This is a genomic window from Kluyvera intermedia (genome assembly GCF_034424175.1).
GTDB classification, from domain to species: domain Bacteria; phylum Pseudomonadota; class Gammaproteobacteria; order Enterobacterales; family Enterobacteriaceae; genus Kluyvera; species Kluyvera intermedia.
The window spans coordinates 120,110-140,310 of the sequence record NZ_CP139986.1 but is presented as its reverse complement, the minus strand read 5'-3'; the positions used below and the strand labels follow the sequence as shown (position 1 = coordinate 140,310).

The window sequence follows — 20,201 nt, the reverse complement described above, 5'->3', positions numbered from 1 at the left end:
GGTATGATTACACTGAAAATTATTTTAGAAGTTTATTCTTTCGATAAAAGAATAAAGAACGCAACGCTTTGATATAGCGTTTTTGGTATAAACAATGCTTATATTCTTCTCTATATTCCACTGTCGATTTGGATTTTAAATAACTTTCATCCTTCCATGGGGTTAACTTATATATTGCACGAAAATAAATCGAAGCTTCATATTCAGCCCATTCATGCCATGGCTTGGTGATACCTGTGTAGTGAATAAATACCGTTTCATCTTTGATGAAACTTTTATAATAGTTCTTATCTTTACGCTCAAACTCTGACTTCAAGGGATAGATAGCATTATATTTTCTATCGAGATATATCAATTGCCCAAAGAATATTATATTTAACGCATCCTGGTCTGGATACTTCAATTTACCAGTTTGCCCTTCACTTTGAATCAGAGAAAATATTTTATCAGAACAATGGCCTTCATTCCACTGCTTCAAATTAGCGTAAATAACACCTGAGTTAAAATATTTATTCTGGAAATCAAAAGATAACCGCTGCTGGTTTTTATTCTGCAATGCCTCAACATCGGGTACAACTGCTGCAAAGTTATCACCCAGTTCGAGATCCTCAAGTTCTCTGATATCATTCTTGCAAATAACATCAGAATCAAGGTAAAGAAGGGTGTCACTCATCTGATAAAGATAATCAAAGGCCAATATTCTATAATAGATAGATAAAGGCCATACTACGCTTGCAGGCAGATTATCAAGAACACTGTCATCAATGGTATAAAGATAAACTGAAGCGCCGAAAGGCTCAGCAATTGACTTCAATCTCTCGGCATACTCTTTTGAAACAGAGTCCGTAAAAATATGGAAGTGATAACTTATTGCTTTTGATTTGTTATTCTCAAGGATTGACGCAATAGATATTGCAGCGCCCATTTGATAATTTGCATCCGTCCCATATGCGATATGAAAGCTGCGGCCTTCACTCGTGGATAACGTACTAGATACAAATGAGTATTTTTTCTCAACGAACTTCGCAAGTGCGTTCATTATTAACCACCAAGAAAATAACCATAATTATTATAAATGCTTTAAGAATTAATTTAATATTGCTTTTATTTTATATAAGTAATACTTCGCCCAACAGCGCAGCGCTTCCATTGTTTTCTTTTGTTTTAGGAAATGCTTGGCTGCATATCGACTTTGTAAAGCATTACCGGGTTCCAGCAACGGCACTGTTCTCCATGGTGATGCCTCTTTCCCCTGATAGAAGAACGTGGATACCGGATAGCCGCTCCATGAATGCCAGGGTTTGGTCGGGCCAATGTAGTGAACGAACACAGTTGAATCCTGAACTGGGTTTGTTGAAACTGCTTTCAGTTCGTAATTCAAGCTGTACTGTGTGTTGAATTTTTTATCGATAAATCTCACCTTACCAACCAACAGAATATTTAAGACATCCTGATCAAGGTGAGTAATGATATTTGCAACTTCAGGATCGCTAAGCAGTTCAATGGCGCGTGCTGAGATATTATCAGCAGCCCATGCAGGAATATTGATTAACAAAAAACCCGCATTAAAATAGCCATCGCTAAGACCTGGCGTTGATAAATGTTCTGCTCGTCGTTTCCACCATTTATCATTGCCTTCAATGACTACAGCAGCTATCTCATTGGAGTTATATTCCAAATCGATTAATTCCTGAACGCTACCTTTACAAGCAATATCGGCATCAAGATACAATATTTTTTCAAGTTTACCCGTAAAGTAATCAGCAATAATAAATCTAAAATACGTTGCATAGGACCAATTTTTGGTACTTGGCAATTTCTTAAGCGATTCACAGTTGATTAAATAAATGATAATTCGCGTATTATTTTCTTTCGCTAAAAGATCGAACTGCTCACGGAAATCATCTGAAAAGTAATCGGTAAATACATGGAAAGTGAATTTTGCCTGTGGATTAGTTAGCAAAATTGAGGCAATTGAAATACCGCATCCAAACAGGAAATTTTTATCCAGACCATAACATATATTAAATGTTTGTTCTTCACCAGCACTGGCGTAGTTACAGTCAATTTCTGAAAGAATGAATTCTTTATTATCTAAATACATATATTTCACTTCTCGCTTTTATGGTTTACTACTTACAGCACCGTATAATAGCAAACCCTAACGTCATCCATATTTATAAAATATAGCGGAGGCTAAACTCAGACAGAATGGTTTAAATATTCATATATTAAAGTGATTTTCTTTCAGTACGTTCACGAATTTTTTCAGCCTTGCTATCTGCTTGCTGTATCAACATTTTTTCTTCAGAAAGAATATCTCTCAAGGACTTACCAAAATATATCCTCATAAATCTGAATATATCACGCTGTGTTAAACCGATATTCAACGATGAGAAATAAAGTCCGATCAAATCTTTATCGCGCCAGCGGCGTGGCACCTGATTACGGATTTGCGCGCGATGTAAGTCAATAACCGAAATTTTCAGTTCTTCTTCCTTGCCATCAAACGGCAAATGCAGCAGGAAGTGACAGATATAGCAATCACGATGGTTAATGCCGCTCAAGTGCATTTTACGCACCATTTCCGCCACGCGATCAATCAACAGACGCTTAACCGCCACGGCGGGAGGATTTGCCAGCCAGTCGGCACAGTAATCTTCCAGGCTAATGGTAGGCGTCAAATCTTCAGTGATGATAAACGACGTTTTCGTCAGCGGGTTAAACCCCTTTTCTCCAAAACCTACCCCGTGCATCGTATCAACACCGGCATCGCGCAGGCGATGGATAGCATTCCACTCTCTGTCAGCACCCAGTACCGGCATACGCAGCGATATGAGGTTTTTCACAATCTCTTTTAATGATGTGCCGCGATGCCATTTCAGGAAATAGCTGCTACCCGCCAGTTCAAAACGTAGCGTGCGACGAGTTTCCAGTTCACGAAACACCTCGCCTTGTAGCAGTTTAACTTCCTCAAACGCATCTTTTCCGCGCCACAGCGTGGCCAGCGGTTCGTTCAGCTCAACCATCTAAATCACCTATAATGATATCTGCCGCTTTTTCCGCCAGACTGTATAAATCTTGTGTATCGGCATAATTACGCGCATTTTCCGTCCATGCCGAGCGCAACTCAGGCTGAGTTAACGCCTTAAGTAGAATCTCATTTAAAGCTTCCTGGCGGAAAGGTTCTTCAATAACTGCCCCGCAGTTGGCATCCGCAATATAGTGCGCATAGCCGCACACGCTGGTTGTTAATACCGGTAAGCCTGCGGTAACTGCTTCGAGCAAGATAATCCCAGCAGCCTCCTGATAGGCAGGATGTAGCAACAGATCCGCTGCCGCCATTAACTCAGCAACATCATTGCGACCAGAGAAGAAATGCACGTGACGGCGAATACCGAGTTTCTCAGCCAATGCCGCAAATTTGCCTGGCTTATCCTGGCCGACAATAAACAGCTGTGTATTCTGGCGCAGGCTTTCAGGCAAGGAAGCAAACGCGGTGAGGGTGCGGTCAACGCCTTTACGCGAAAAGTCCGACCCTACCTGGAGCAAAACATTCTGCGATGCGGTCAGGCCGTTTTTTTGACGGTATACCTGACGGGCATCAGGGATCTGCTGGCTATATTTTCTGTCCGGGTAAATTCCCGGCGGCAGAATATTAAAGCGTCCAATTTCAGTCTGATAGTGCTTTTGGAAATCGGCAATCTGCTTATCCGTCAGCATCAACAACTGCGTGGGTTTACCCTGTTCGAAGGTGGCGCGCTCAAAAGCCGCATAATGACGATAGCGCGGAGTCAAACGGTAGAAAAAACCTTTCTCCTGCGCAACTTTCTCGGCGTAGCACACATCAGCGGCATAATAGACATCCAGCCCCGGCATTTTATTAAAGCCCACAACTCGGGCCACCGGATGTTCACGTAGATGGTTTTGGACCCACGTGTAATATTCAGCATTACGTCCATGATTAGTTCTGGATTTAACCGGAACAAGTATTAACTTAAAGGACTCTGGATATTCACCTTCCCACGATTGGGTATAGATGCGGACATGATGCCCACGCGCAGCCACGGTTTGCGCAATGCGCATAAAGTCCCGCTGCAGACCACCAAAAGGGAAATACTTATACAGACAGAATGCAACGATCATATTTCTTCGCCTATGACGGGTTCGGCATGACTGGCCGACAATATTTTATCAATAGCGGCAATGACATCTTCTGCTGGAATAACTGAAAGATACATCTCATTGCGATCGCGCTCAGCGCGCGGCGGCATTGGTCGATAATCCCCCGCCCAGAACTGAATCATATTGTCTGACCACGGCCGCCAGAACTTATGGTCAGTCGCACCGAAAAGACAGATCAGCGGCGTTTTAACCGCTGCGGCAATATGGCCTGGAGCAGAATCAACGCCGATGAACAATATGGCATGGTCAATTAATGCGCCCAGCTCAGGAAAGGTTAACTGACCGGCAAGTGACGTTACAGGCGGCTTTTTACAGCCTTGTGCAATCGCCGTCACACAAGCCAAATCCTCCGCACCGGGGCCGGATGTCAGTACCACTTCAGTCCCACGCTCATGCAGCGCATCAATGACTTGCGAGAATTTCTGATTCTCCCAGCATTTAAAAATCTGCCGTGCCGTGGGTTGAATAACGACATAGTTCTCACCCACGCTGGTTTTATCCAGTTGAGCACGAACACGTTCCCAGCAAGCTGGGTGATAGCTCATTGTTGTCTCAGCCACACAGGTGTGAAGGCCCAGCGGCGTCAGCACCGACAGGTTACTTTCCACCACGTTTTCCCCTTTAAGCGGCGCGAGATGAGTAAAGCTATGGCGCCAGAAGCGCGACTGGCGGTGATGATAGTCCTGCGAGATACTCATCGGGACATTCAGCAAGCGGACTAATACAGCCACCATCCATTGATCGGCCATGTTGATCACGAGGTCGTATTGGTTTGAACGCAATTCTTTGATTAAACTGACGAAATTGGTAATTTTCTCTGCCGCTTGGGCTTTCTTATTTTTGATACCATACAACGCATGTATTTCAGGGTTCTCGGACAAAATTGGGATCGTGTCCTGGTATAACAAGACATCTATTTCCGCATCAGGATAATGCTGTTTGAGCGTGCTAATAACGGGAGTGGTCAGCAACATATCCCCATGAAAACGCATTTTAATGAGCAGAATTTTTCTAAATGGCTTTTCCACAAGCGACTCTTTGGTTGAGATTGTCCGATAAATGTTGGAAAAAAAGCACGCTACCGCCCCAGGCTCAACAGCTACCTGATTACTGATATAGCACTTATTTTAGACGCGATAGTGTACCACTTCTTTTGTCGCAATCCGAACGGGAAGCATTTTGTGCCGAAAAACGACTTAAACCTTATATATCATGGTAATAAAGATATAATAATGGTCAATCTTACCTGCTTGTGCCCGCTAAATATGCACAGAAGTCCTGGGCGACAGACCGCGTAAAAAGCGGGCACAGCGACAATATCCAGGACTCACCGCCTTACCGTGGTTAATTTAGACCAAAAACAGCAAAAGTAATGGTAAAGCCTCAGGTAAATACATAGAATCCTCAGCACATTCATAACTCAGCTATTTATTATGCTTGAATTGCTTTACACCGCCCTTCTCTACCTTATTCAGCCACTGATCTGGATACGGCTTTGGGTGCGCGGACGTAAAGCGCCAGCCTATCGTAAACGCTGGGGTGAACGTTACGGTTTCTATCGCCAGCCGCTTAAACCCGGCGGGATTATGCTGCACTCAGTGTCCGTCGGTGAAACGTTGGCGGCTATCCCGTTAGTTCGTGCGCTACGTCATCGTTACCCTGACCTGCCTATTACTGTGACCACAATGACGCCAACAGGTTCTGAGCGCGTCCAGTCGGCCTTTGGCAAAGATGTGCAGCACGTCTATCTGCCCTATGATTTACCCGATGCCCTAAATCGCTTCCTCAATAAAATTGACCCTAAGCTAGTGTTGATTATGGAAACCGAACTGTGGCCAAACCTGATTGCCGCCCTGCATCGTCGTCATATACCGCTGGTGATTGCTAACGCACGCCTTTCTGAACGTTCCGCTGCGGGTTACGCCAAACTCGGTTCCTTTGTGCGCACACTCCTTCAGCGTATTACGCTGATTGCCGCACAGAACGAAGAAGACGGTAAACGCTTTGTCGCATTGGGTGCCAAAAATAGTCAGGTCACCATGACGGGCAGCCTGAAATTTGATATTTCAGTGACACCACAGCTGGCAGCTAAAGCTATTACATTGCGAAGCCAGTGGGCCCCTCATCGCCCAGTGTGGATAGCTACCAGTACCCACGACGGTGAAGAAAGCATTATTATTGCCACCCATAAAGCGCTGTTGCTGCAATACCCTGATTTATTACTGATTTTGGTACCTCGCCATCCTGAACGCTTCCCGGATGCCATCAACCTCACGCGTCAGGCCGGTCTTAGCTATATCACTCGCTCATCAGGCGAAGTACCTTCCGCCAAAACACAGGTTGTTATTGGCGACACGATGGGTGAACTGATGCTGCTGTACGGCATTGCGGATCTGGCGTTTGTTGGTGGTTCATTGGTTGAGCGCGGTGGTCATAACCCACTGGAAGCTGCAGCCCACGCCATTCCGGTATTGATGGGCCCGCATACCTTAAACTTCAAAGATATTTGCGCACGTCTGGAACAGGCGAGTGGGCTGATTACGGTGACCGATGCCGCCAGCCTCGAAAAAGAAGTATCCTCCCTGCTAGCCGACGCGGATTATCGCAGTTTCTACGGCCGTCACGCTGTTGAGGTTCTGTACCAGAACCAGGGCGCGTTGCAGCGTTTATTGCAGCTCCTGGAACCGTATCTGCCGCCGAAAACGCATTGAGGACAATTATGCAAAAACGGGCAATTTATCCAGGCACATTCGATCCTATCACCAACGGTCACCTTGATATCGTGACCCGCGCGGCCTGCATGTTTGACCATGTTATCCTCGCCATTGCAGCCAGCCCGAGTAAAAAACCGATGTTTGATTTGAGCGAGCGCGTCGCGCTGGCCCAGCAAGCAACGGCGCATCTTGGCAATGTAGAAGTGATGGGGTTTAGCGATCTGATGGCGAATTTTGCCCGTACTCAGCAGGCCAATATCCTGATTCGTGGCCTACGTGCCGTGGCTGACTTCGAGTATGAAATGCAACTTGCACATATGAATCGCCATCTGATGCCGGAACTGGAGAGCGTTTTTCTGATGCCGTCTAAAGAGTGGTCGTTTATTTCATCGTCATTGGTGAAAGAAGTGGCGCGCCACAATGGAGATGTGACTCACTTCCTGCCGCAGAATGTGCATCAGGCGCTGATGGAGAAGCTAGCGTAGGCTTCGTGCCTTTCCCGGCGGCGCTGCGCTTGGCCGGGCTACTCTATAGGCCTACTTCTGGCACTGTCGACAATAGAACGTTGCCCGCTGCGCATGTTTGCTGGCGATGATTGGCGTTCCACAGAGACGACATGCTTCCCCCTTACGCCCATAGACCTGCAATTCCTGCGCGAAGTATCCCGGCTTCCCGTCGCTTTGCAGGAAGTCTTTGAGTGTCGTTCCACCCTGCTCTATTGAACGTTTCAGCACCACTTTTATCGCATCAACCAATCGCTCGCACTCGTCTTTCGATAACGATGACGCCAGCCGATCCGGATGGATCCGCGCCGCAAACAGCGATTCACTCGCATAGATATTGCCGACACCTACCACCAGCTTGTTATCCATCAGCCAGGGTTTTATCGCCGTCTTCTTCTTCGCACACTTTGCCAGGAGATAATCGGCGTCAAATTCATCGCTCAGCGGCTCAGGGCCGAGATGAGCGAGGACATGATGCCCTTCCAGCGATACCGCCCATAGCCACGCACCAAAGCGACGTGGGTCGGTGTAACGCAGGACTTTGCCATTACTCATCACCAGGTCGACGTGGTCATGCTTTTCTGCCGGTAGTTCTCCCGACAGGATACGCAGACTACCCGACATACCAAGATGGATGATTATCCAGCCGTCAGGAAGTTCAAGCAGCAGGTATTTAGCGCGTCGCTGGACGCTCAGGACGGGTTTATCGCTGAGACGGTAGATTTCATCGGAGACAGGCCAGCGCAAGCGACCGTTGCGAATCACCGCATACTGGATGGTCGCACCGACCAGATGGGGTTCAATCCCCCGGCGGCTGGTTTCAACTTCAGGTAATTCAGGCATAGCGTCTCCGGCAGGAATTCAGATATTTCTATTATGGGGACGCATAGAAAACAAAAAACCCCGCCGAGGCGAGGTTTTTTGCTACATCAAAACTAAAATTATTTGATTTTAGCTTCTTTGTAGAGAACGTGCTGACGGACAACTGGATCGAATTTTTTCAGTTCCAGTTTTTCCGGTTTAGTACGCTTGTTCTTCGTGGTGGTATAGAAGTGACCAGTACCAGCAGAAGAAACCAGCTTGATTTTCTCACGAATACCTTTAGCCATGATTTATTTCCTCTTTAAGTACTTAGTACTTTTCGCCACGGGCACGCATTTCAGCCAAGACTGAATCGATGCCTTTCTTATCAATAACACGCATACCTTTAGCAGATACACGCAGGGTGACAAAACGCTTCTCGCTCTCAACCCAGAAACGGTGAGAGTGCAGGTTCGGCAGGAAACGGCGTTTAGTCGCGTTCAGTGCGTGGGAACGGTTGTTACCGGTCACCGGACGCTTGCCAGTAACTTGGCAGACTCGGGACATGTCTATTCTCCAAAAATCAAATTAGCTCGAGCTTCGTATGGGGTATCGGCGCCTCGTCAGGCTTTACAGCCCAGTCGTCGCAGTTCTACACATCAATCTCTCAGGCTGCTAAGCAACTTGAATGATTCAGTGTCTAAGTGAACTCTCGACTGCCAGGCCCAAATGCCAAACCCGAGATTCTCAAAGGTGGCGTAGTATACGCTGCGACAGCGATATGCTCAAGTCCCGAACAGACAAAGATCCCGATGGATCGCGTAAAAGGCTGCTAAATCCAACCTCGTTCGGCAAAAGAAACATAGTCACCACGACTTATAACCAGATGATCAAGCACGCGTACATCCATGAATTGGCAACACTTTACCACCCTCTCAGTAATAAGTCTGTCAGATTTGCTAGGTTCAGCATTTCCTGACGGATGATTATGCGCAAGGATCACCGCAGCCGCATTAACTTTGATGGCTTCTCGTACAATTTCGCGAGGATGTACCTCAACATGGTTTAATGTGCCGGAAAATAGGCGGCTGTGTTTGAGCACCTTGTGTTGATTATCCAGAAAAATGACTAAAAAGATTTCACGCTCTTCGTCTGCCAACTGGCTTTGCAAAAACTCCCGCGTCATTTCAGGGCTAAGCAAAGGGTCTTCTGCCAACATCCGCAGGCTAAAGTAGCGACGCGCCAGCTCAGCTACACCCTTGAGCTGTGCGTACTTGGCGAGCCCGATGCCTTCAACCTTCCTCATCTCTTTTTCGGAGGCTGACAAGAGGCCGTACAGCGAACCAAAATGACGCAGCAGATCGTGCGAGTAAGCCATCACGCTCTTATCACGCGTTCCCGTGCGTAAAAAAAGTGCGAGCAGTTCGATATCTGATAGCGATTCGATACCATACTGTTGCATCTTTTCACGCGGCATCATCGCCTCTGAATTCTCCATTGCGGGCTCCCTCCTCGTCTTCACTTTTTTTATGCTGTCACAGCCTTTGCCACGCTGCACTGTGCAGTTTTCACTCTTGCGTAGCGCCTCGCAAAGTGCCGCGCACGACCTCGCGAGGATTGTGATAAAATGCGCGGATTCTGGTGTAATCCAAACAGGAAAGAATCATGATGAGCCTAGCCGGTAAGAAAATTGTTCTTGGCGTCAGCGGCGGTATCGCGGCTTATAAAACGCCGGAACTGGTGCGTCGACTGCGTGAGCGCGGTGCAGATGTCCGCGTTGCCATGACCGACGCGGCAAAAGCCTTCATTACCCCATTAAGTCTACAGGCCGTGTCCGGTTACCCGGTCTCCGATAGCCTGCTTGATACCGCAGCAGAGGCCGCGATGGGCCACATTGAGCTGGGGAAATGGGCCGATCTCGTTATTCTGGCACCCGCCACGGCGGACCTGATCGCCCGCATTAGCGCGGGTATGGCAAACGATTTGGTCTCGACCATCTGTCTTGCCACGCCATCTCCCGTTGCCGTAGTCCCGGCAATGAACCAGCAGATGTACCGCGCCGCAGCGACTCAGTACAACCTTGAGGTGCTGGCTGCCCGTAATTTGCTCATCTGGGGCCCTGACAGTGGTAGCCAAGCCTGTGGCGATGTAGGGCCTGGGCGGATGCTTGATCCGTTGACGATTGTCGACATGGCGGCGGCGCATTTTTCGCCCGTCAAAGATCTGCAACATCTGAACATCATGATTACCGCAGGCCCTACCCGTGAGCCACTGGACCCGGTCCGCTACATCACCAATCACAGTTCTGGAAAAATGGGTTTTGCCATTGCTGAAGCGGCCGCTCGTCGTGGTGCGAATGTCACGCTGGTCAGCGGCCCGGTGTCGCTACCCACGCCGGCTTTTGTGCAGCGAATTGACGTGACTACCGCCGTAGAGATGAATGCCGCCGTTCAGGCAAGGGCCTGTCATCAGCAGATTTTCATTGGCTGCGCTGCCGTCGCCGATTATCGTGCAGCGGTTATTGCCGAAGAAAAAATTAAGAAACAAGACACCCAGGGCGATGAATTCACAATAAAAATGGTGAAAAACCCTGACATCGTAGCGAGCGTTGCTGCACTGAAAAATCATCGCCCGTATGTCGTAGGATTTGCCGCCGAAACGAATAATGTGGAAGAATACGCGCAGCAAAAGCGTAGCCGTAAAAATCTTGATTTGATTTGTGCCAACGATGTATCGCAATCAAATCAAGGATTTAACAGCGATAACAATGCATTACATCTTTTCTGGCAGGACGGCGAGAAGCGTTTATCGCTCGCCAGTAAGTCACTCCTGAGCCAACTATTATTGGACGAGATCGTTACCCGTTATGATGAAAAAAATCGACGTTAAGATTCTGGACTCGCGTATTGGCCAGCAGTTCCCACTGCCGACTTATGCTACCGCAGGCTCTGCTGGTCTTGACCTGCGCGCGTGCCTTGATGAAGCCGTAGAACTGGCGCCAGGCGAAACCACCTTATTGCCAACAGGCCTGGCGATTCACATCGCTGACCCATCGCTGGCGGCCGTTATGCTTCCGCGTTCAGGCCTAGGTCATAAGCACGGCATCGTGCTGGGCAACCTGGTCGGGCTTATCGATTCCGATTACCAGGGCCAACTGATGGTCTCCATCTGGAACCGTGGACAAACCACTTTCACCATCGAGCCTGGTGAACGCGTTGCGCAAATGGTGTTTGTTCCTGTCGTACAGGCCGAATTCAATCTGGTCGAATCGTTTGAAGCCACCGATCGTGGCGAAGGTGGCTTCGGTCACTCCGGGCGTAAGTAACCCGCCCTAAGGCGCATCACGTCAAGCGTGTGCGCCGGCTTTTTACGCATCTCACGGCGTCATAAATGCAAAAAGAACACAACAAAACAGGGTTGTGGTCACCGTGCGGGTGCTCGCCTGACAAGTATGTATTTTCAGGGGTATTTTAGAACATGGCAGAAAAGCAAACTGCGAAAAGGAATCGTCGCGAGGAAATACTTCAATCCCTGGCGTTGATGCTGGAATCCAGCGACGGCAGTCAACGTATCACGACCGCGAAACTGGCCGCTTCTGTGGGTGTTTCCGAAGCAGCACTGTACCGACATTTCCCGAGCAAGACCCGCATGTTCGATAGCCTTATCGAGTTTATCGAAGATAGCCTGATTACCCGTATCAACCTCATCCTCAAGGACGAGAAGGACACCACCGCGCGTCTGCGTTTGATTGTGTTGCTTATCCTGGGCTTTGGTGAGCGTAATCCTGGTCTGACTCGCATCCTGACCGGCCACGCACTAATGTTTGAACAAGATCGCCTGCAGGGCCGCATTAACCAGCTTTTTGAACGCATTGAAGCCCAGCTGCGACAGGTGCTCCGCGAGCGGAAAATGCGTGAAGGGGAAGGTTACGAAACGGATGAGACGATACTGGCAAGCCAGCTGTTAGCATTTTGCGAAGGGATGCTGTCACGTTTTGTTCGCAGCGAATTCAAATACAATCCAACGGATGATTTTGAGGCCCGCTGGCCACTGATTCTTGCCCAGCTACAGTAATCTGGTAAACAGCCCGGTTTTCACCGGGCTATTTTTTAGACGCCGTACGCTTCGCGGTAAGCGCGTACTGAGGCCAGATGCTCAGCCATCTCCGGTTTTTCTTCCAGATACGCAATCAAATCTTTCAACGTAATGATTGAAATCACCTCGCAGCCGTAATCACGTTCCACTTCCTGAATCGCAGATATTTCGCCACGACCACGTTCCTGACGATCAAGCGAGATCAGTACACCCGCTAGTTTCGCCCCATTCGCCTGGATGATTTCCATCGACTCACGAATCGCAGTACCAGCGGTGATCACGTCATCCACCAGCATCACGCGGCCGGTCAACGCACTGCCGACCAGATTGCCACCTTCGCCGTGGTCTTTCGCCTCTTTACGGTTAAAGCAGTACGGATAATCACGGTCGTGATGCTCAGCCAGCGCCACCGCCGTGGTCGTCGCAATAGGAATGCCTTTGTATGCGGGGCCAAACAACAGATCGAAATCGATACCGGAATCCACCAGCGCTTCGGCATAAAAACGGCCTAACAGTGCCAGATCGCGCCCGGTATTAAACAGCCCGGCGTTGAAGAAATAGGGGCTTTTGCGCCCGGATTTCAGCGTAAATTCGCCAAACTTAAGTACCTGCTTGCTAAGCGCAAACTCAATAAACTGGCGCTGATACGGTTTCATGGATTCGCTCCTCATTTCACTTTATTACGGACAAAAAAAAGGGCGACAACGTCGCCCTAAAAATCAATTTTCTAACGCCGCTTTCTGCGTCGTGACAATAGATTCGATTCCCCCTCTGGCTAATGCCAGCAAGGTGAGTAACTCTTCGTGGGTGAACGGTTCGCCTTCAGCCGTGCCCTGAACTTCAATGATACGACCGTCTTCGGTCATCACCACGTTCATGTCAGTTTCTGCAGCTGAATCTTCCACGTATTCCAGGTCACACAGCGCTTCGCCGTTCACGATACCAACGGAAACCGCTGCCACCATACCTTTCATCGGGTTCGTTTTCAGCCTGCCTGCGGCAACCAGTTTGCCCAACGCATCGGCCAACGCCACACAAGCACCGGTAATAGATGCAGTTCGAGTACCACCGTCGGCCTGGATAACATCGCAGTCCAGCGTGATGGTAAACTCACCCAGTGCTTTCAGGTCAACCGCTGCTCGCAACGCACGCGCGATCAGACGCTGAATTTCCATGGTACGACCGCCCTGCTTACCCTTTGCCGCTTCACGAGCGTTACGCGTATGGGTCGCGCGTGGCAGCATGCCGTATTCGGCGGTGATCCAGCCCTGGCCCTGACCTTTCAGGAAACGCGGGACACCTTCATCGATAGAAGCGGTGCATAACACTTTGGTGTCACCAAATTCGACCAGCACGGAGCCTTCAGCGTGTTTTGTATAATTACGGGTCAGGGTGACGGGACGCACCTGGTTGGCACTACGACCTGTTGGACGCATGATTAAATCTCCGGCTTGAAACGAATGTGGCTGCGCATTATACGGACTAACGGTGCTTATTCCTATCCTGATAACGCCCTGGAGGCTATAATCCCCCCATCTCTCCTTTAAAAACAGGAACGTCTATGATCCGCAGCATGACCGCCTATGCCCGTCGCGAAATTAAGGGCACTTGGGGCAGCGCCGCTTGGGAACTACGCTCGGTTAACCAGCGTTATCTCGAAACCTATTTTCGTCTGCCGGAGCAATTCCGCAGCCTCGAACCGGTGGTTCGTGAACGTCTGCGTACCCGTCTGACCCGTGGGAAAGTAGAATGTACTTTGCGCTTTGAGCCTGATGCCAGTGCGCAAGGAGAGCTTATCCTCAACGAAAATCTGGCGAAGCAGCTGGTCAATGCGGCAAATTGGGTCAAAATGCAGAGCGATGAGGGTGAAATTAATCCTGTCGATATTCTGCGCTGGCCTGGCGTAATGGCGGCACAGGAACAGGACCTGGATGCTATCGCCGCAGAGATTCTGGCAGCGCTAGACGGTACGCTGGACGATTTCATCGTGGCACGCGAAACCGAAGGCCAGGCGCTAAAAGCCCTGATTGAACAGCGTCTGGAAGGCGTTAGCGGTGAAGTCACCAAAGTCCGCGCCCACATGCCGGAGATCTTACAGTGGCAGCGTGAGCGTCTGGTGGCGAAGCTTGAAGATGCGCAAGTGCAGCTGGAGAACAATCGCCTGGAACAGGAACTGGTTCTGATGGCGCAGCGCATAGACGTAGCCGAAGAACTTGACCGTCTGGAAGCGCACGTTAAAGAAACCTACAACATCCTGAAGAAGAAAGAGGCCGTTGGTCGCCGTCTGGACTTTATGATGCAGGAATTTAACCGCGAATCGAACACCCTGGCTTCAAAGTCAATCAACGCTGACGTTACAAAATCTGCCATCGAGCTAAAAGTACTGATTGAGCAAATGCGCGAACAAATTCAAAATATCGAATAAATTCAAAGCAATATAAGAATATTTCATGCCCGTGATACTACGGGCATTTTTAATTCAGGTAGTTTCTTTTTCCTCGCCATCACTGCATTATTATCCGGCTCTTCAAGAAAGAGTGATTATGGAAAAAGTGATATCTCATAGCGTTATTTCTTATTTGGAACAGAGCACGCCTATTGCCCACTTTGGGAATAAGGTTATCTGTTTTCGCGCCCCGATATCACTCTAATAATTTCTTAAGAATTGGTAGCTAAACTGGCCGCCTTACGCTTCAACCTAAAAATAAGCTAAACGTATGCGATTCACTGATACTCAGACTTCTCCAGCTTTTAGCTGGAAGGCCCTTGGCTGGGCCGTATTGTATTTCTGCTTTTTTTCCACAGCGTTACAACTTGTTATCTATGCTACCGGTTACAGCGGTTCCAATGGATTAAGGGATTCAATTCTCTTTAGCCTATTGTGGCTGGTTCCGGTGTTCCTATTCCCAAAACAAACTCGAATCATTGGCGCAATTATTGGTGTCGTGCTGTGGGCGGCTTCACTTGCTGCCATCAGCTATTTCCTTATTTATGGTCAGGAGTTCTCACAAAGCGTTTTATTTGTGATGTTTGAGACCAACACCAATGAAGCCGGGGAATTCTTAAGCCAGTATTTCAGCCTGAAGATTGTGCTGGTTGCACTGGTTTACACAGCTATCGCCATTGTCCTCTGGACGCGCCTGCGCCCAGTCTATATCCCAAAACCATGGCGCTGGCTGGTTGCATCTGCCCTGCTGTATGGGCTGGTTGTGCATCCATTCGCCAGAGGCGTTGTTATCGGTAAACCGGCAGGCGATGTTCTGGACGGCCTTTCTTCACGTGCAGCGCCTGCGGCACCATGGCAGTTTGTCACCGGCTATTACCAATATCATCGCCAACTGGACAGCCTGACCAAACTCTTAAATGACAACCACGCCTTGCCACCGCTGGTAGACTTGAAAGATAGCACCGGAAACGCTCCGCGTACGTTAGTGCTGGTCATCGGTGAGTCAACACCGCGTGGTCGTATGAGTCTTTACGGATACCCGCGCGAAACCACGCCTGAACTGGATGCGCTGCACAAAACGGATTCAAACTTCACCGTCTTCAATGACGTAGTGACCTCGCGCCCTTACACCATTGAGATCCTGCAGCAGGCGCTGACTTTCGCCAATGAAAAGAATCCCAATCTGTATCTGACCAAACCTTCGCTGATGAACCTGATGAAGCAGGCGGGTTACAAAACCTTCTGGATAACCAACCAGCAGACGATGACCAAACGCAACACCATGCTGACGGTATTCTCTCGACAAACCGATCAGCAGTTCTATATGAATCAGCAGCGCACGCAAAGCGCCCGTGAATATGATTCAAATGTTCTCGCACCGTTTAAGCAGGTTCTGGCAGACCCGGCAGAGAAGAAATTTATTATCGTCCACCTTTTGGGTACGCATATTAATTACGAGTACCGCTATCCTGAAAACTGGAACAAATTCTCGGGCAAGACCGATACGATGCCTGCGGGTTTAAACAAGGATGAGCAGGAAACGTATAATAATTTCGATAACGCTAACCTCTATAACGACCATGTTGTGGCAAGCCTTATCAAAGACTATAAAGCAACGGATCCTAACGGTTTCCTGCTGTACTTCTCCGATCATGGCGAAGAAGTCTATGACACTCCGCCACATCACACTCAAGGGCGTAATGAAGAAGCACCTACGCGGCACATGTACACCATTCCATTCCTGCTGTGGACCTCAGAGAAATGGCATGAAGCTCACCCGCGTGACTTCTCTCAGGACGTAAACCGTAAATACAGCAGTTCCGAGCTTATCCATACCTGGTCCGATTTGGCAGGGTTAAGCTACGAGGGTTATGACCCAACCCGGGCACTGACCAGCGCTGAGTTTGTTGAAACCACCCGCTGGATTGGTAATCCGGAGAAGAAAAATGCACTGACTGATTACGATAAGCTGCCGTATGGCGAGCTAACCGGTAATCAATAACGTGCTCTACGGCCGCTTCATGACGAAGCGGCATTTTCTCTTGACTGGCATTGGCGATAATTTAGATTTATTAATCTAAAATCACATCTCATCTCTCACCCAACCCCGCCATACCTGCCAACAATCACATTAATCGAATTACTTAATCTAATCCAAATCACCTTGCCTTAGAAAATCTCAATCGTGATAAAGCGCACAACTCGCTACCCTCCTGCCATTCATCCCGGGAGCGTATATGTTACTGCACATTCTTTATCTTATCGGTATCACAGCCGAAGCCATGACCGGTGCCTTAGCGGCCGGACGTCGTCGTATGGATACCTTTGGCGTGATTATTATCGCCACTGCTACCGCTCTGGGCGGCGGCTCCGTGCGCGATATGCTGCTGGGTCACTATCCATTAGGTTGGGTGCAGCACCCGCAATACATTATTATCGTGGTAGTTGCCGCAGTACTGACCACAATCGTTTCTCCCGTCATGCCGCATCTACGCCGCCTGTTTTTAGTGCTCGATGCCATCGGTCTTATCGTCTTCTCTATCATCGGTGCACAGATTGCGCTGGATATGGGTGAGGGCCCGGTCATCGCCATTATCGCCGCCGTGATAACCGGTGTATTTGGCGGAATATTGCGCGATATGTTCTGCAAAAGAATCCCACTGGTGTTCCAAAAAGAGCTGTACGCGGGGATCTCCTTTGCCGCAGCCGTGCTCTACGTCGCCTTACAGCACTATGTCAGCAACCACGACGTGGTGGTTATCTCCACGCTACTGTTCGGTTTTACCGCACGTATGTTGGCATTAAGGCTGAAGCTGGGGCTTCCTGTGTTCCACTACCGCCACGAAACACACTAACGAAAACCACTCACACCCAACGCACGGAGATGGTCGGCCAGCACGATAACCGTTGGGTGGTGAATGAACGTCACAAGGCTGCGCGCTTTTTCTGGCCCAATGCCGGGCAAGGTTTGCCAGTGCTGTTCATCCCGCGCCTGTATCTGCTGCCAGGAGTTATCCCTAAGCGCTTTTAACGCACCAGCAGGCAACGGCAAGCCGAGGGCTTTCAACCAGAGGCGAAAGGGTTGTCGACGCGTCATGTCAAAACGATGCCAGACCTGCTCCGCCCGCGTTATCGTGATCCCCGGCACCTCCTGCAATTGTGCCTGTGTAAACTCAAGCCAGGAGAAGATATTCTCGAATGGCTGAGCCATAATCAGCGCATTCCACCCCGCCTCTCCTATCCCTTGAATATCTAACACCTGAGCTGATCCCAGCCAGTTCAGGCGGGCCAGAAATTGTTCGTGACACTCTGGCGTTCGATAGAAACAGGTGAGCGAATGATAGTGAGGTACAGGCGGCGCGGGTTTACTGCGGTCGAGCCCACGCCAGACCACGCTATCCACTCTGGGGATCCCTTGCCCTGCCAAACTGACCAACAGCTGATCGCCTGTCGTGATATCCAGATTTTCCCAGCGCTTTACAGATCCGATACTGACCCGTTGTACCTGCTTATCGTCAAGTTTGATTGGCACAAGTTCTGCCACCACCGCAATTTTACCGGTGCGTCCGATGGTAAAACGAAGACCGCTCACTTCAGCTATCTGCGAAACCGGCTGATATTTCCAGGCCGCTACCCATGTGCCCTGGGCGGGTAACCAGTGCGCTCCAGCAGACTCTTTTGCCGCGCGGATAATCACACCATCCGTCGCAAAAGGCAGTGGGGAAGTGAACCAACGCTCGCGCCAGTCAGCCACCTCCTGGATTCGCGAAACGGGATGAGAGTAATGTGATACCTGTTCAAAACCCGATGCCGACAGCAACTTCAGGCGCTCACGCATATCGACTGGCCCATCCGGCCACGCCCAGATAAACAGTGACAACGAAGATAAACTCTGGCTTTCCCCCTGGCGCATGAGCATACCGGCAACCTTCGAGCGGGCATTCATCCCTCCCATTTGTTGCTGTACATGCTTGTCGGCTTGCAGGTAAACCTCCCCTTGCAGAACGCTATTCGCTAATAAACCTTCCACTTTCTGCGGTAGCGACGGGATATGCCGGGCTTTCGCCGTCCAGTCTTCCCCAATCAACCCATTACCCCGACTAATCATCTGCTGCAAACGCCCCTGTCGGTAAACCAGAGTGACCGCTACACCGTCCACCTTCGGTTGCACCCACAGATCGCTTTTCTCTTTCATCCACCGCTCAACAGACCGTGCATCTGCCAGCTTTCGAACGCCAGTATGGGCAACAGGATGTTTCACCGCATCTCGCAGCGGCGGTAAGCTTGTGGTTTCGACTGAAGCCACGCCAAAACAGTGCTGCCAAAGCCCTAGTCGTGCAGAGAGCTGGTCATAGACCGCATCACTAACCTCGCTTGCGCCTTCATGCCAGTAGGCTTCGTTCCACTTTGCTATCTGGCCCTGTAACTGCGTAATTTCCTGCCCGGCTCGCGCAGGTGACCAAACCGGGCAGGTCGCCTGAACATGCATGGCGAAAAATATCCCTATACCGACTAACCATCGCCTCATCATTATCCTCCCTCAGATGCGGATAACCGTTTGTAACGCAACCGTGACGGCGGCACGAGGGACAAGAAATCATTTCCCGAGCAGGCTTCAGAGAAAAAGAGTTTGTTGCAGCAACATGCAGAGATTTCAGGAAAACTGCTCGCAAAATAAAATAAACTGGCGCAAAAAGTGTGACAAAGGCTACGTCCCGTAGCGGCGCCGTGTATAATAGGCTCGTATGTACGTTCTCTTTCGATAATCACATACAAAAAGACACTCATGGCTCAAGGCACGCTCTATATTGTTTCCGCCCCTAGTGGCGCGGGTAAATCCAGCCTGATTCAGGCTTTATTGAAAACCCAACCGTTGTACGACTCCCAGGTATCTGTTTCACATACCACGCGCGCGCCGCGTCCGGGGGAAGTGCATGGCGAACATTATTTCTTTGTGAATCACGACGAATTCCGCACGATGATTGGCGAAGAGGCATTTCTTGAGCACGCTGAAGTCTTTGGTAACTATTACGGCACCTCACGTAAAGCAATTGAGCAGGTACTGGCAACCGGCGTTGATGTCTTTCTCGATATCGACTGGCAGGGTGCACAGCAAATCCGTAAAAGTATGCCGGGCGCGCGCAGTATCTTTATTTTGCCGCCGTCCAAAATTGAACTGGATCGCCGCCTTCGCGGGCGCGGCCAGGACAGCGAAGAGGTGATCGCAAAACGTATGGCTCAGGCAGTTGCAGAAATGAGTCATTACGCGGAATATGATTACCTTATCGTTAACGATGATTTTGATACCGCACTGGGCGATCTGAAAACGATCATCCGCGCTGAACGTCTGCGCATGAGCCGCCAAAAGCAGCGACATGACGCTTTAATCAGCAAATTATTGGCAGACTGAACCCACTTTCAGTATCATGCCCAGTCATTTCTTCACCTGTGGAGCAT

Annotated in this window: 21 protein-coding genes; 9 read left to right on the top strand and 12 right to left on the bottom strand. The window is 49.4% G+C overall.

All coding sequences use genetic code 11. The features are described 5' to 3' along the window. Window positions 1-19: 19 nt before the first annotated feature. The 5 genes from U0026_RS00670 to rfaQ form a co-directional block, all read right to left on the bottom strand. Complete coding sequence (locus tag U0026_RS00670) at window positions 20-1,039, bottom strand: glycosyltransferase family 8 protein (protein ID WP_062775859.1); 1,020 nt, start codon at window positions 1,037-1,039, stop codon at window positions 20-22. A gap of 48 nt (window positions 1,040-1,087) precedes the next feature. After that, window positions 1,088-2,104 carry a lipopolysaccharide 3-alpha-galactosyltransferase gene (gene waaO, locus U0026_RS00665; RefSeq protein ID WP_062775861.1) on the bottom strand — a complete coding sequence of 339 codons (1,017 nt, stop codon included), beginning with the start codon at window positions 2,102-2,104 and terminating at the stop codon, window positions 1,088-1,090. Window positions 2,105-2,231: 127 nt separating this feature from the next. Further along, window positions 2,232-3,029, bottom strand: a complete 798-nt coding sequence (gene rfaP, locus U0026_RS00660; protein WP_062775863.1) for a lipopolysaccharide core heptose(I) kinase RfaP — start codon at window positions 3,027-3,029, stop codon at window positions 2,232-2,234. Then, window positions 3,022-4,146, bottom strand: coding sequence for a glycosyltransferase family 4 protein (locus U0026_RS00655; protein ID WP_062775864.1), 1,125 nt, complete (start codon window positions 4,144-4,146; stop codon window positions 3,022-3,024). Before U0026_RS00655 ends, rfaP begins: the two co-directional genes overlap by 8 nt. Then, complete coding sequence (gene rfaQ / locus U0026_RS00650; protein WP_073971140.1) at window positions 4,143-5,213, bottom strand: lipopolysaccharide core heptosyltransferase RfaQ; 1,071 nt, start codon at window positions 5,211-5,213, stop codon at window positions 4,143-4,145. Before rfaQ ends, U0026_RS00655 begins: the two co-directional genes overlap by 4 nt. Window positions 5,214-5,618: 405 nt before the next feature. Between rfaQ and waaA the strand changes: the two genes are divergently transcribed. Further along, complete coding sequence (gene waaA / locus U0026_RS00645; protein ID WP_062775866.1) at window positions 5,619-6,896, top strand: lipid IV(A) 3-deoxy-D-manno-octulosonic acid transferase; 1,278 nt, start codon at window positions 5,619-5,621, stop codon at window positions 6,894-6,896. Between the two features lie 8 nt (window positions 6,897-6,904). After that, window positions 6,905-7,384 (top strand): pantetheine-phosphate adenylyltransferase, encoded by a 480-nt coding sequence (gene coaD, locus U0026_RS00640; RefSeq protein WP_062775868.1) that lies wholly within the window; start codon window positions 6,905-6,907, stop codon window positions 7,382-7,384. Between the two features lie 51 nt (window positions 7,385-7,435). Here the strand turns inward: coaD and mutM are convergent, their stop codons facing one another. The 4 genes from mutM to radC form a co-directional block, all read right to left on the bottom strand. Continuing rightward, entirely contained in the window at window positions 7,436-8,245 is an 810-nt protein-coding gene (mutM, locus tag U0026_RS00635) for a bifunctional DNA-formamidopyrimidine glycosylase/DNA-(apurinic or apyrimidinic site) lyase (RefSeq protein WP_062775869.1), read from the bottom strand. A gap of 98 nt (window positions 8,246-8,343) precedes the next feature. Further along, complete coding sequence (gene rpmG, locus U0026_RS00630; RefSeq protein WP_003024094.1) at window positions 8,344-8,511, bottom strand: 50S ribosomal protein L33; 168 nt, start codon at window positions 8,509-8,511, stop codon at window positions 8,344-8,346. Window positions 8,512-8,533: 22 nt separating this feature from the next. Then, window positions 8,534-8,770, bottom strand: a complete 237-nt coding sequence (rpmB, locus tag U0026_RS00625; RefSeq protein WP_062775871.1) for a 50S ribosomal protein L28 — start codon at window positions 8,768-8,770, stop codon at window positions 8,534-8,536. Window positions 8,771-9,035: 265 nt separating this feature from the next. After that, window positions 9,036-9,701, bottom strand: coding sequence for a RadC family protein (gene radC / locus U0026_RS00620; protein ID WP_062775873.1), 666 nt, complete (start codon window positions 9,699-9,701; stop codon window positions 9,036-9,038). A 170-nt stretch (window positions 9,702-9,871) separates the two neighbouring features. Here radC and coaBC point away from each other — a divergent pair, with 170 nt between their 5' ends. The 3 genes from coaBC to slmA all read left to right on the top strand — a co-directional run bounded on the left by coaBC (window position 9,872) and on the right by slmA (window position 12,277). Further along, complete coding sequence (gene coaBC, locus U0026_RS00615; RefSeq protein WP_062775930.1) at window positions 9,872-11,092, top strand: bifunctional phosphopantothenoylcysteine decarboxylase/phosphopantothenate--cysteine ligase CoaBC; 1,221 nt, start codon at window positions 9,872-9,874, stop codon at window positions 11,090-11,092. Continuing rightward, window positions 11,070-11,528 (top strand): dUTP diphosphatase, encoded by a 459-nt coding sequence (dut, locus tag U0026_RS00610; protein WP_062775874.1) that lies wholly within the window; start codon window positions 11,070-11,072, stop codon window positions 11,526-11,528. Before coaBC ends, dut begins: the two co-directional genes overlap by 23 nt. A 152-nt stretch (window positions 11,529-11,680) precedes the next feature. Next, entirely contained in the window at window positions 11,681-12,277 is a 597-nt protein-coding gene (gene slmA, locus U0026_RS00605; protein ID WP_062775875.1) for a nucleoid occlusion factor SlmA, read from the top strand. 35 nt (window positions 12,278-12,312) lie between these two features. Here slmA and pyrE read toward each other — a convergent pair whose 3' ends face one another. Both pyrE and rph read right to left on the bottom strand, forming a co-directional pair. Next, window positions 12,313-12,954 (bottom strand): orotate phosphoribosyltransferase, encoded by a 642-nt coding sequence (gene pyrE, locus U0026_RS00600; protein WP_062775877.1) that lies wholly within the window; start codon window positions 12,952-12,954, stop codon window positions 12,313-12,315. A gap of 63 nt (window positions 12,955-13,017) precedes the next feature. Further along, window positions 13,018-13,734: a ribonuclease PH gene (rph, locus tag U0026_RS00595; RefSeq protein WP_062775879.1), complete on the bottom strand. Its 717-nt coding sequence runs from the start codon at window positions 13,732-13,734 to the stop codon at window positions 13,018-13,020. A 125-nt stretch (window positions 13,735-13,859) separates the two neighbouring features. Between rph and U0026_RS00590 the strand changes: the two genes are divergently transcribed. The 3 genes from U0026_RS00590 to U0026_RS00580 all read left to right on the top strand — a co-directional run bounded on the left by U0026_RS00590 (window position 13,860) and on the right by U0026_RS00580 (window position 17,599). Then, entirely contained in the window at window positions 13,860-14,723 is an 864-nt protein-coding gene (locus U0026_RS00590; protein ID WP_062775881.1) for a YicC/YloC family endoribonuclease, read from the top strand. 292 nt (window positions 14,724-15,015) lie between these two features. Continuing rightward, complete coding sequence (locus U0026_RS00585; RefSeq protein WP_062775883.1) at window positions 15,016-16,746, top strand: phosphoethanolamine transferase CptA; 1,731 nt, start codon at window positions 15,016-15,018, stop codon at window positions 16,744-16,746. A gap of 235 nt (window positions 16,747-16,981) precedes the next feature. After that, complete coding sequence (locus tag U0026_RS00580) at window positions 16,982-17,599, top strand: trimeric intracellular cation channel family protein (protein ID WP_062775885.1); 618 nt, start codon at window positions 16,982-16,984, stop codon at window positions 17,597-17,599. On the opposite strand, the gene ligB is transcribed toward U0026_RS00580, so the two are convergent. After that, window positions 17,596-19,272 carry an NAD-dependent DNA ligase LigB gene (ligB, locus tag U0026_RS00575; protein WP_062775932.1) on the bottom strand — a complete coding sequence of 559 codons (1,677 nt, stop codon included), beginning with the start codon at window positions 19,270-19,272 and terminating at the stop codon, window positions 17,596-17,598. The two genes, U0026_RS00580 and ligB, sit on opposite strands and share 4 nt — an antisense overlap. 258 nt (window positions 19,273-19,530) lie before the next feature. Between ligB and gmk the strand changes: the two genes are divergently transcribed. Next, a complete protein-coding gene (gene gmk, locus U0026_RS00570; protein WP_062775886.1) occupies window positions 19,531-20,154 on the top strand; it encodes a guanylate kinase in 624 nt (207 codons plus the stop codon). Window positions 20,155-20,201: the final 47 nt, after the last annotated feature.

Excerpts from the sequence above, each read along its gene's own strand:
- mutM (WP_062775869.1), bottom strand. The coding sequence starts at position 8,245 with ATGCCTGAATTACCTGAAGTTGAAACCAGCCGCCGGGGGATTGAACCC.
- coaBC (WP_062775930.1), top strand. The coding sequence starts at position 9,872 with ATGAGCCTAGCCGGTAAGAAAATTGTTCTTGGCGTCAGCGGCGGTATC.
- slmA (WP_062775875.1), top strand. The coding sequence starts at position 11,681 with ATGGCAGAAAAGCAAACTGCGAAAAGGAATCGTCGCGAGGAAATACTT.
- rpmG (WP_003024094.1), bottom strand. The coding sequence starts at position 8,511 with ATGGCTAAAGGTATTCGTGAGAAAATCAAGCTGGTTTCTTCTGCTGGT.
- rph (WP_062775879.1), bottom strand. The coding sequence starts at position 13,734 with ATGCGTCCAACAGGTCGTAGTGCCAACCAGGTGCGTCCCGTCACCCTG.
- U0026_RS00655 (WP_062775864.1), bottom strand. The coding sequence starts at position 4,146 with ATGATCGTTGCATTCTGTCTGTATAAGTATTTCCCTTTTGGTGGTCTG.
- waaA (WP_062775866.1), top strand. The coding sequence starts at position 5,619 with ATGCTTGAATTGCTTTACACCGCCCTTCTCTACCTTATTCAGCCACTG.
- U0026_RS00670 (WP_062775859.1), bottom strand. The coding sequence starts at position 1,039 with ATGAACGCACTTGCGAAGTTCGTTGAGAAAAAATACTCATTTGTATCT.
- coaD (WP_062775868.1), top strand. The coding sequence starts at position 6,905 with ATGCAAAAACGGGCAATTTATCCAGGCACATTCGATCCTATCACCAAC.
- radC (WP_062775873.1), bottom strand. The coding sequence starts at position 9,701 with ATGGAGAATTCAGAGGCGATGATGCCGCGTGAAAAGATGCAACAGTAT.
- U0026_RS00590 (WP_062775881.1), top strand. The coding sequence starts at position 13,860 with ATGATCCGCAGCATGACCGCCTATGCCCGTCGCGAAATTAAGGGCACT.
- gmk (WP_062775886.1), top strand. The coding sequence starts at position 19,531 with ATGGCTCAAGGCACGCTCTATATTGTTTCCGCCCCTAGTGGCGCGGGT.
- waaO (WP_062775861.1), bottom strand. The coding sequence starts at position 2,104 with ATGTATTTAGATAATAAAGAATTCATTCTTTCAGAAATTGACTGTAAC.
- U0026_RS00580 (WP_062775885.1), top strand. The coding sequence starts at position 16,982 with ATGTTACTGCACATTCTTTATCTTATCGGTATCACAGCCGAAGCCATG.
- pyrE (WP_062775877.1), bottom strand. The coding sequence starts at position 12,954 with ATGAAACCGTATCAGCGCCAGTTTATTGAGTTTGCGCTTAGCAAGCAG.
- U0026_RS00585 (WP_062775883.1), top strand. The coding sequence starts at position 15,016 with ATGCGATTCACTGATACTCAGACTTCTCCAGCTTTTAGCTGGAAGGCC.
- rpmB (WP_062775871.1), bottom strand. The coding sequence starts at position 8,770 with ATGTCCCGAGTCTGCCAAGTTACTGGCAAGCGTCCGGTGACCGGTAAC.
- rfaP (WP_062775863.1), bottom strand. The coding sequence starts at position 3,029 with ATGGTTGAGCTGAACGAACCGCTGGCCACGCTGTGGCGCGGAAAAGAT.
- dut (WP_062775874.1), top strand. The coding sequence starts at position 11,070 with ATGATGAAAAAAATCGACGTTAAGATTCTGGACTCGCGTATTGGCCAG.
- ligB (WP_062775932.1), bottom strand. The coding sequence starts at position 19,272 with ATGAGGCGATGGTTAGTCGGTATAGGGATATTTTTCGCCATGCATGTT.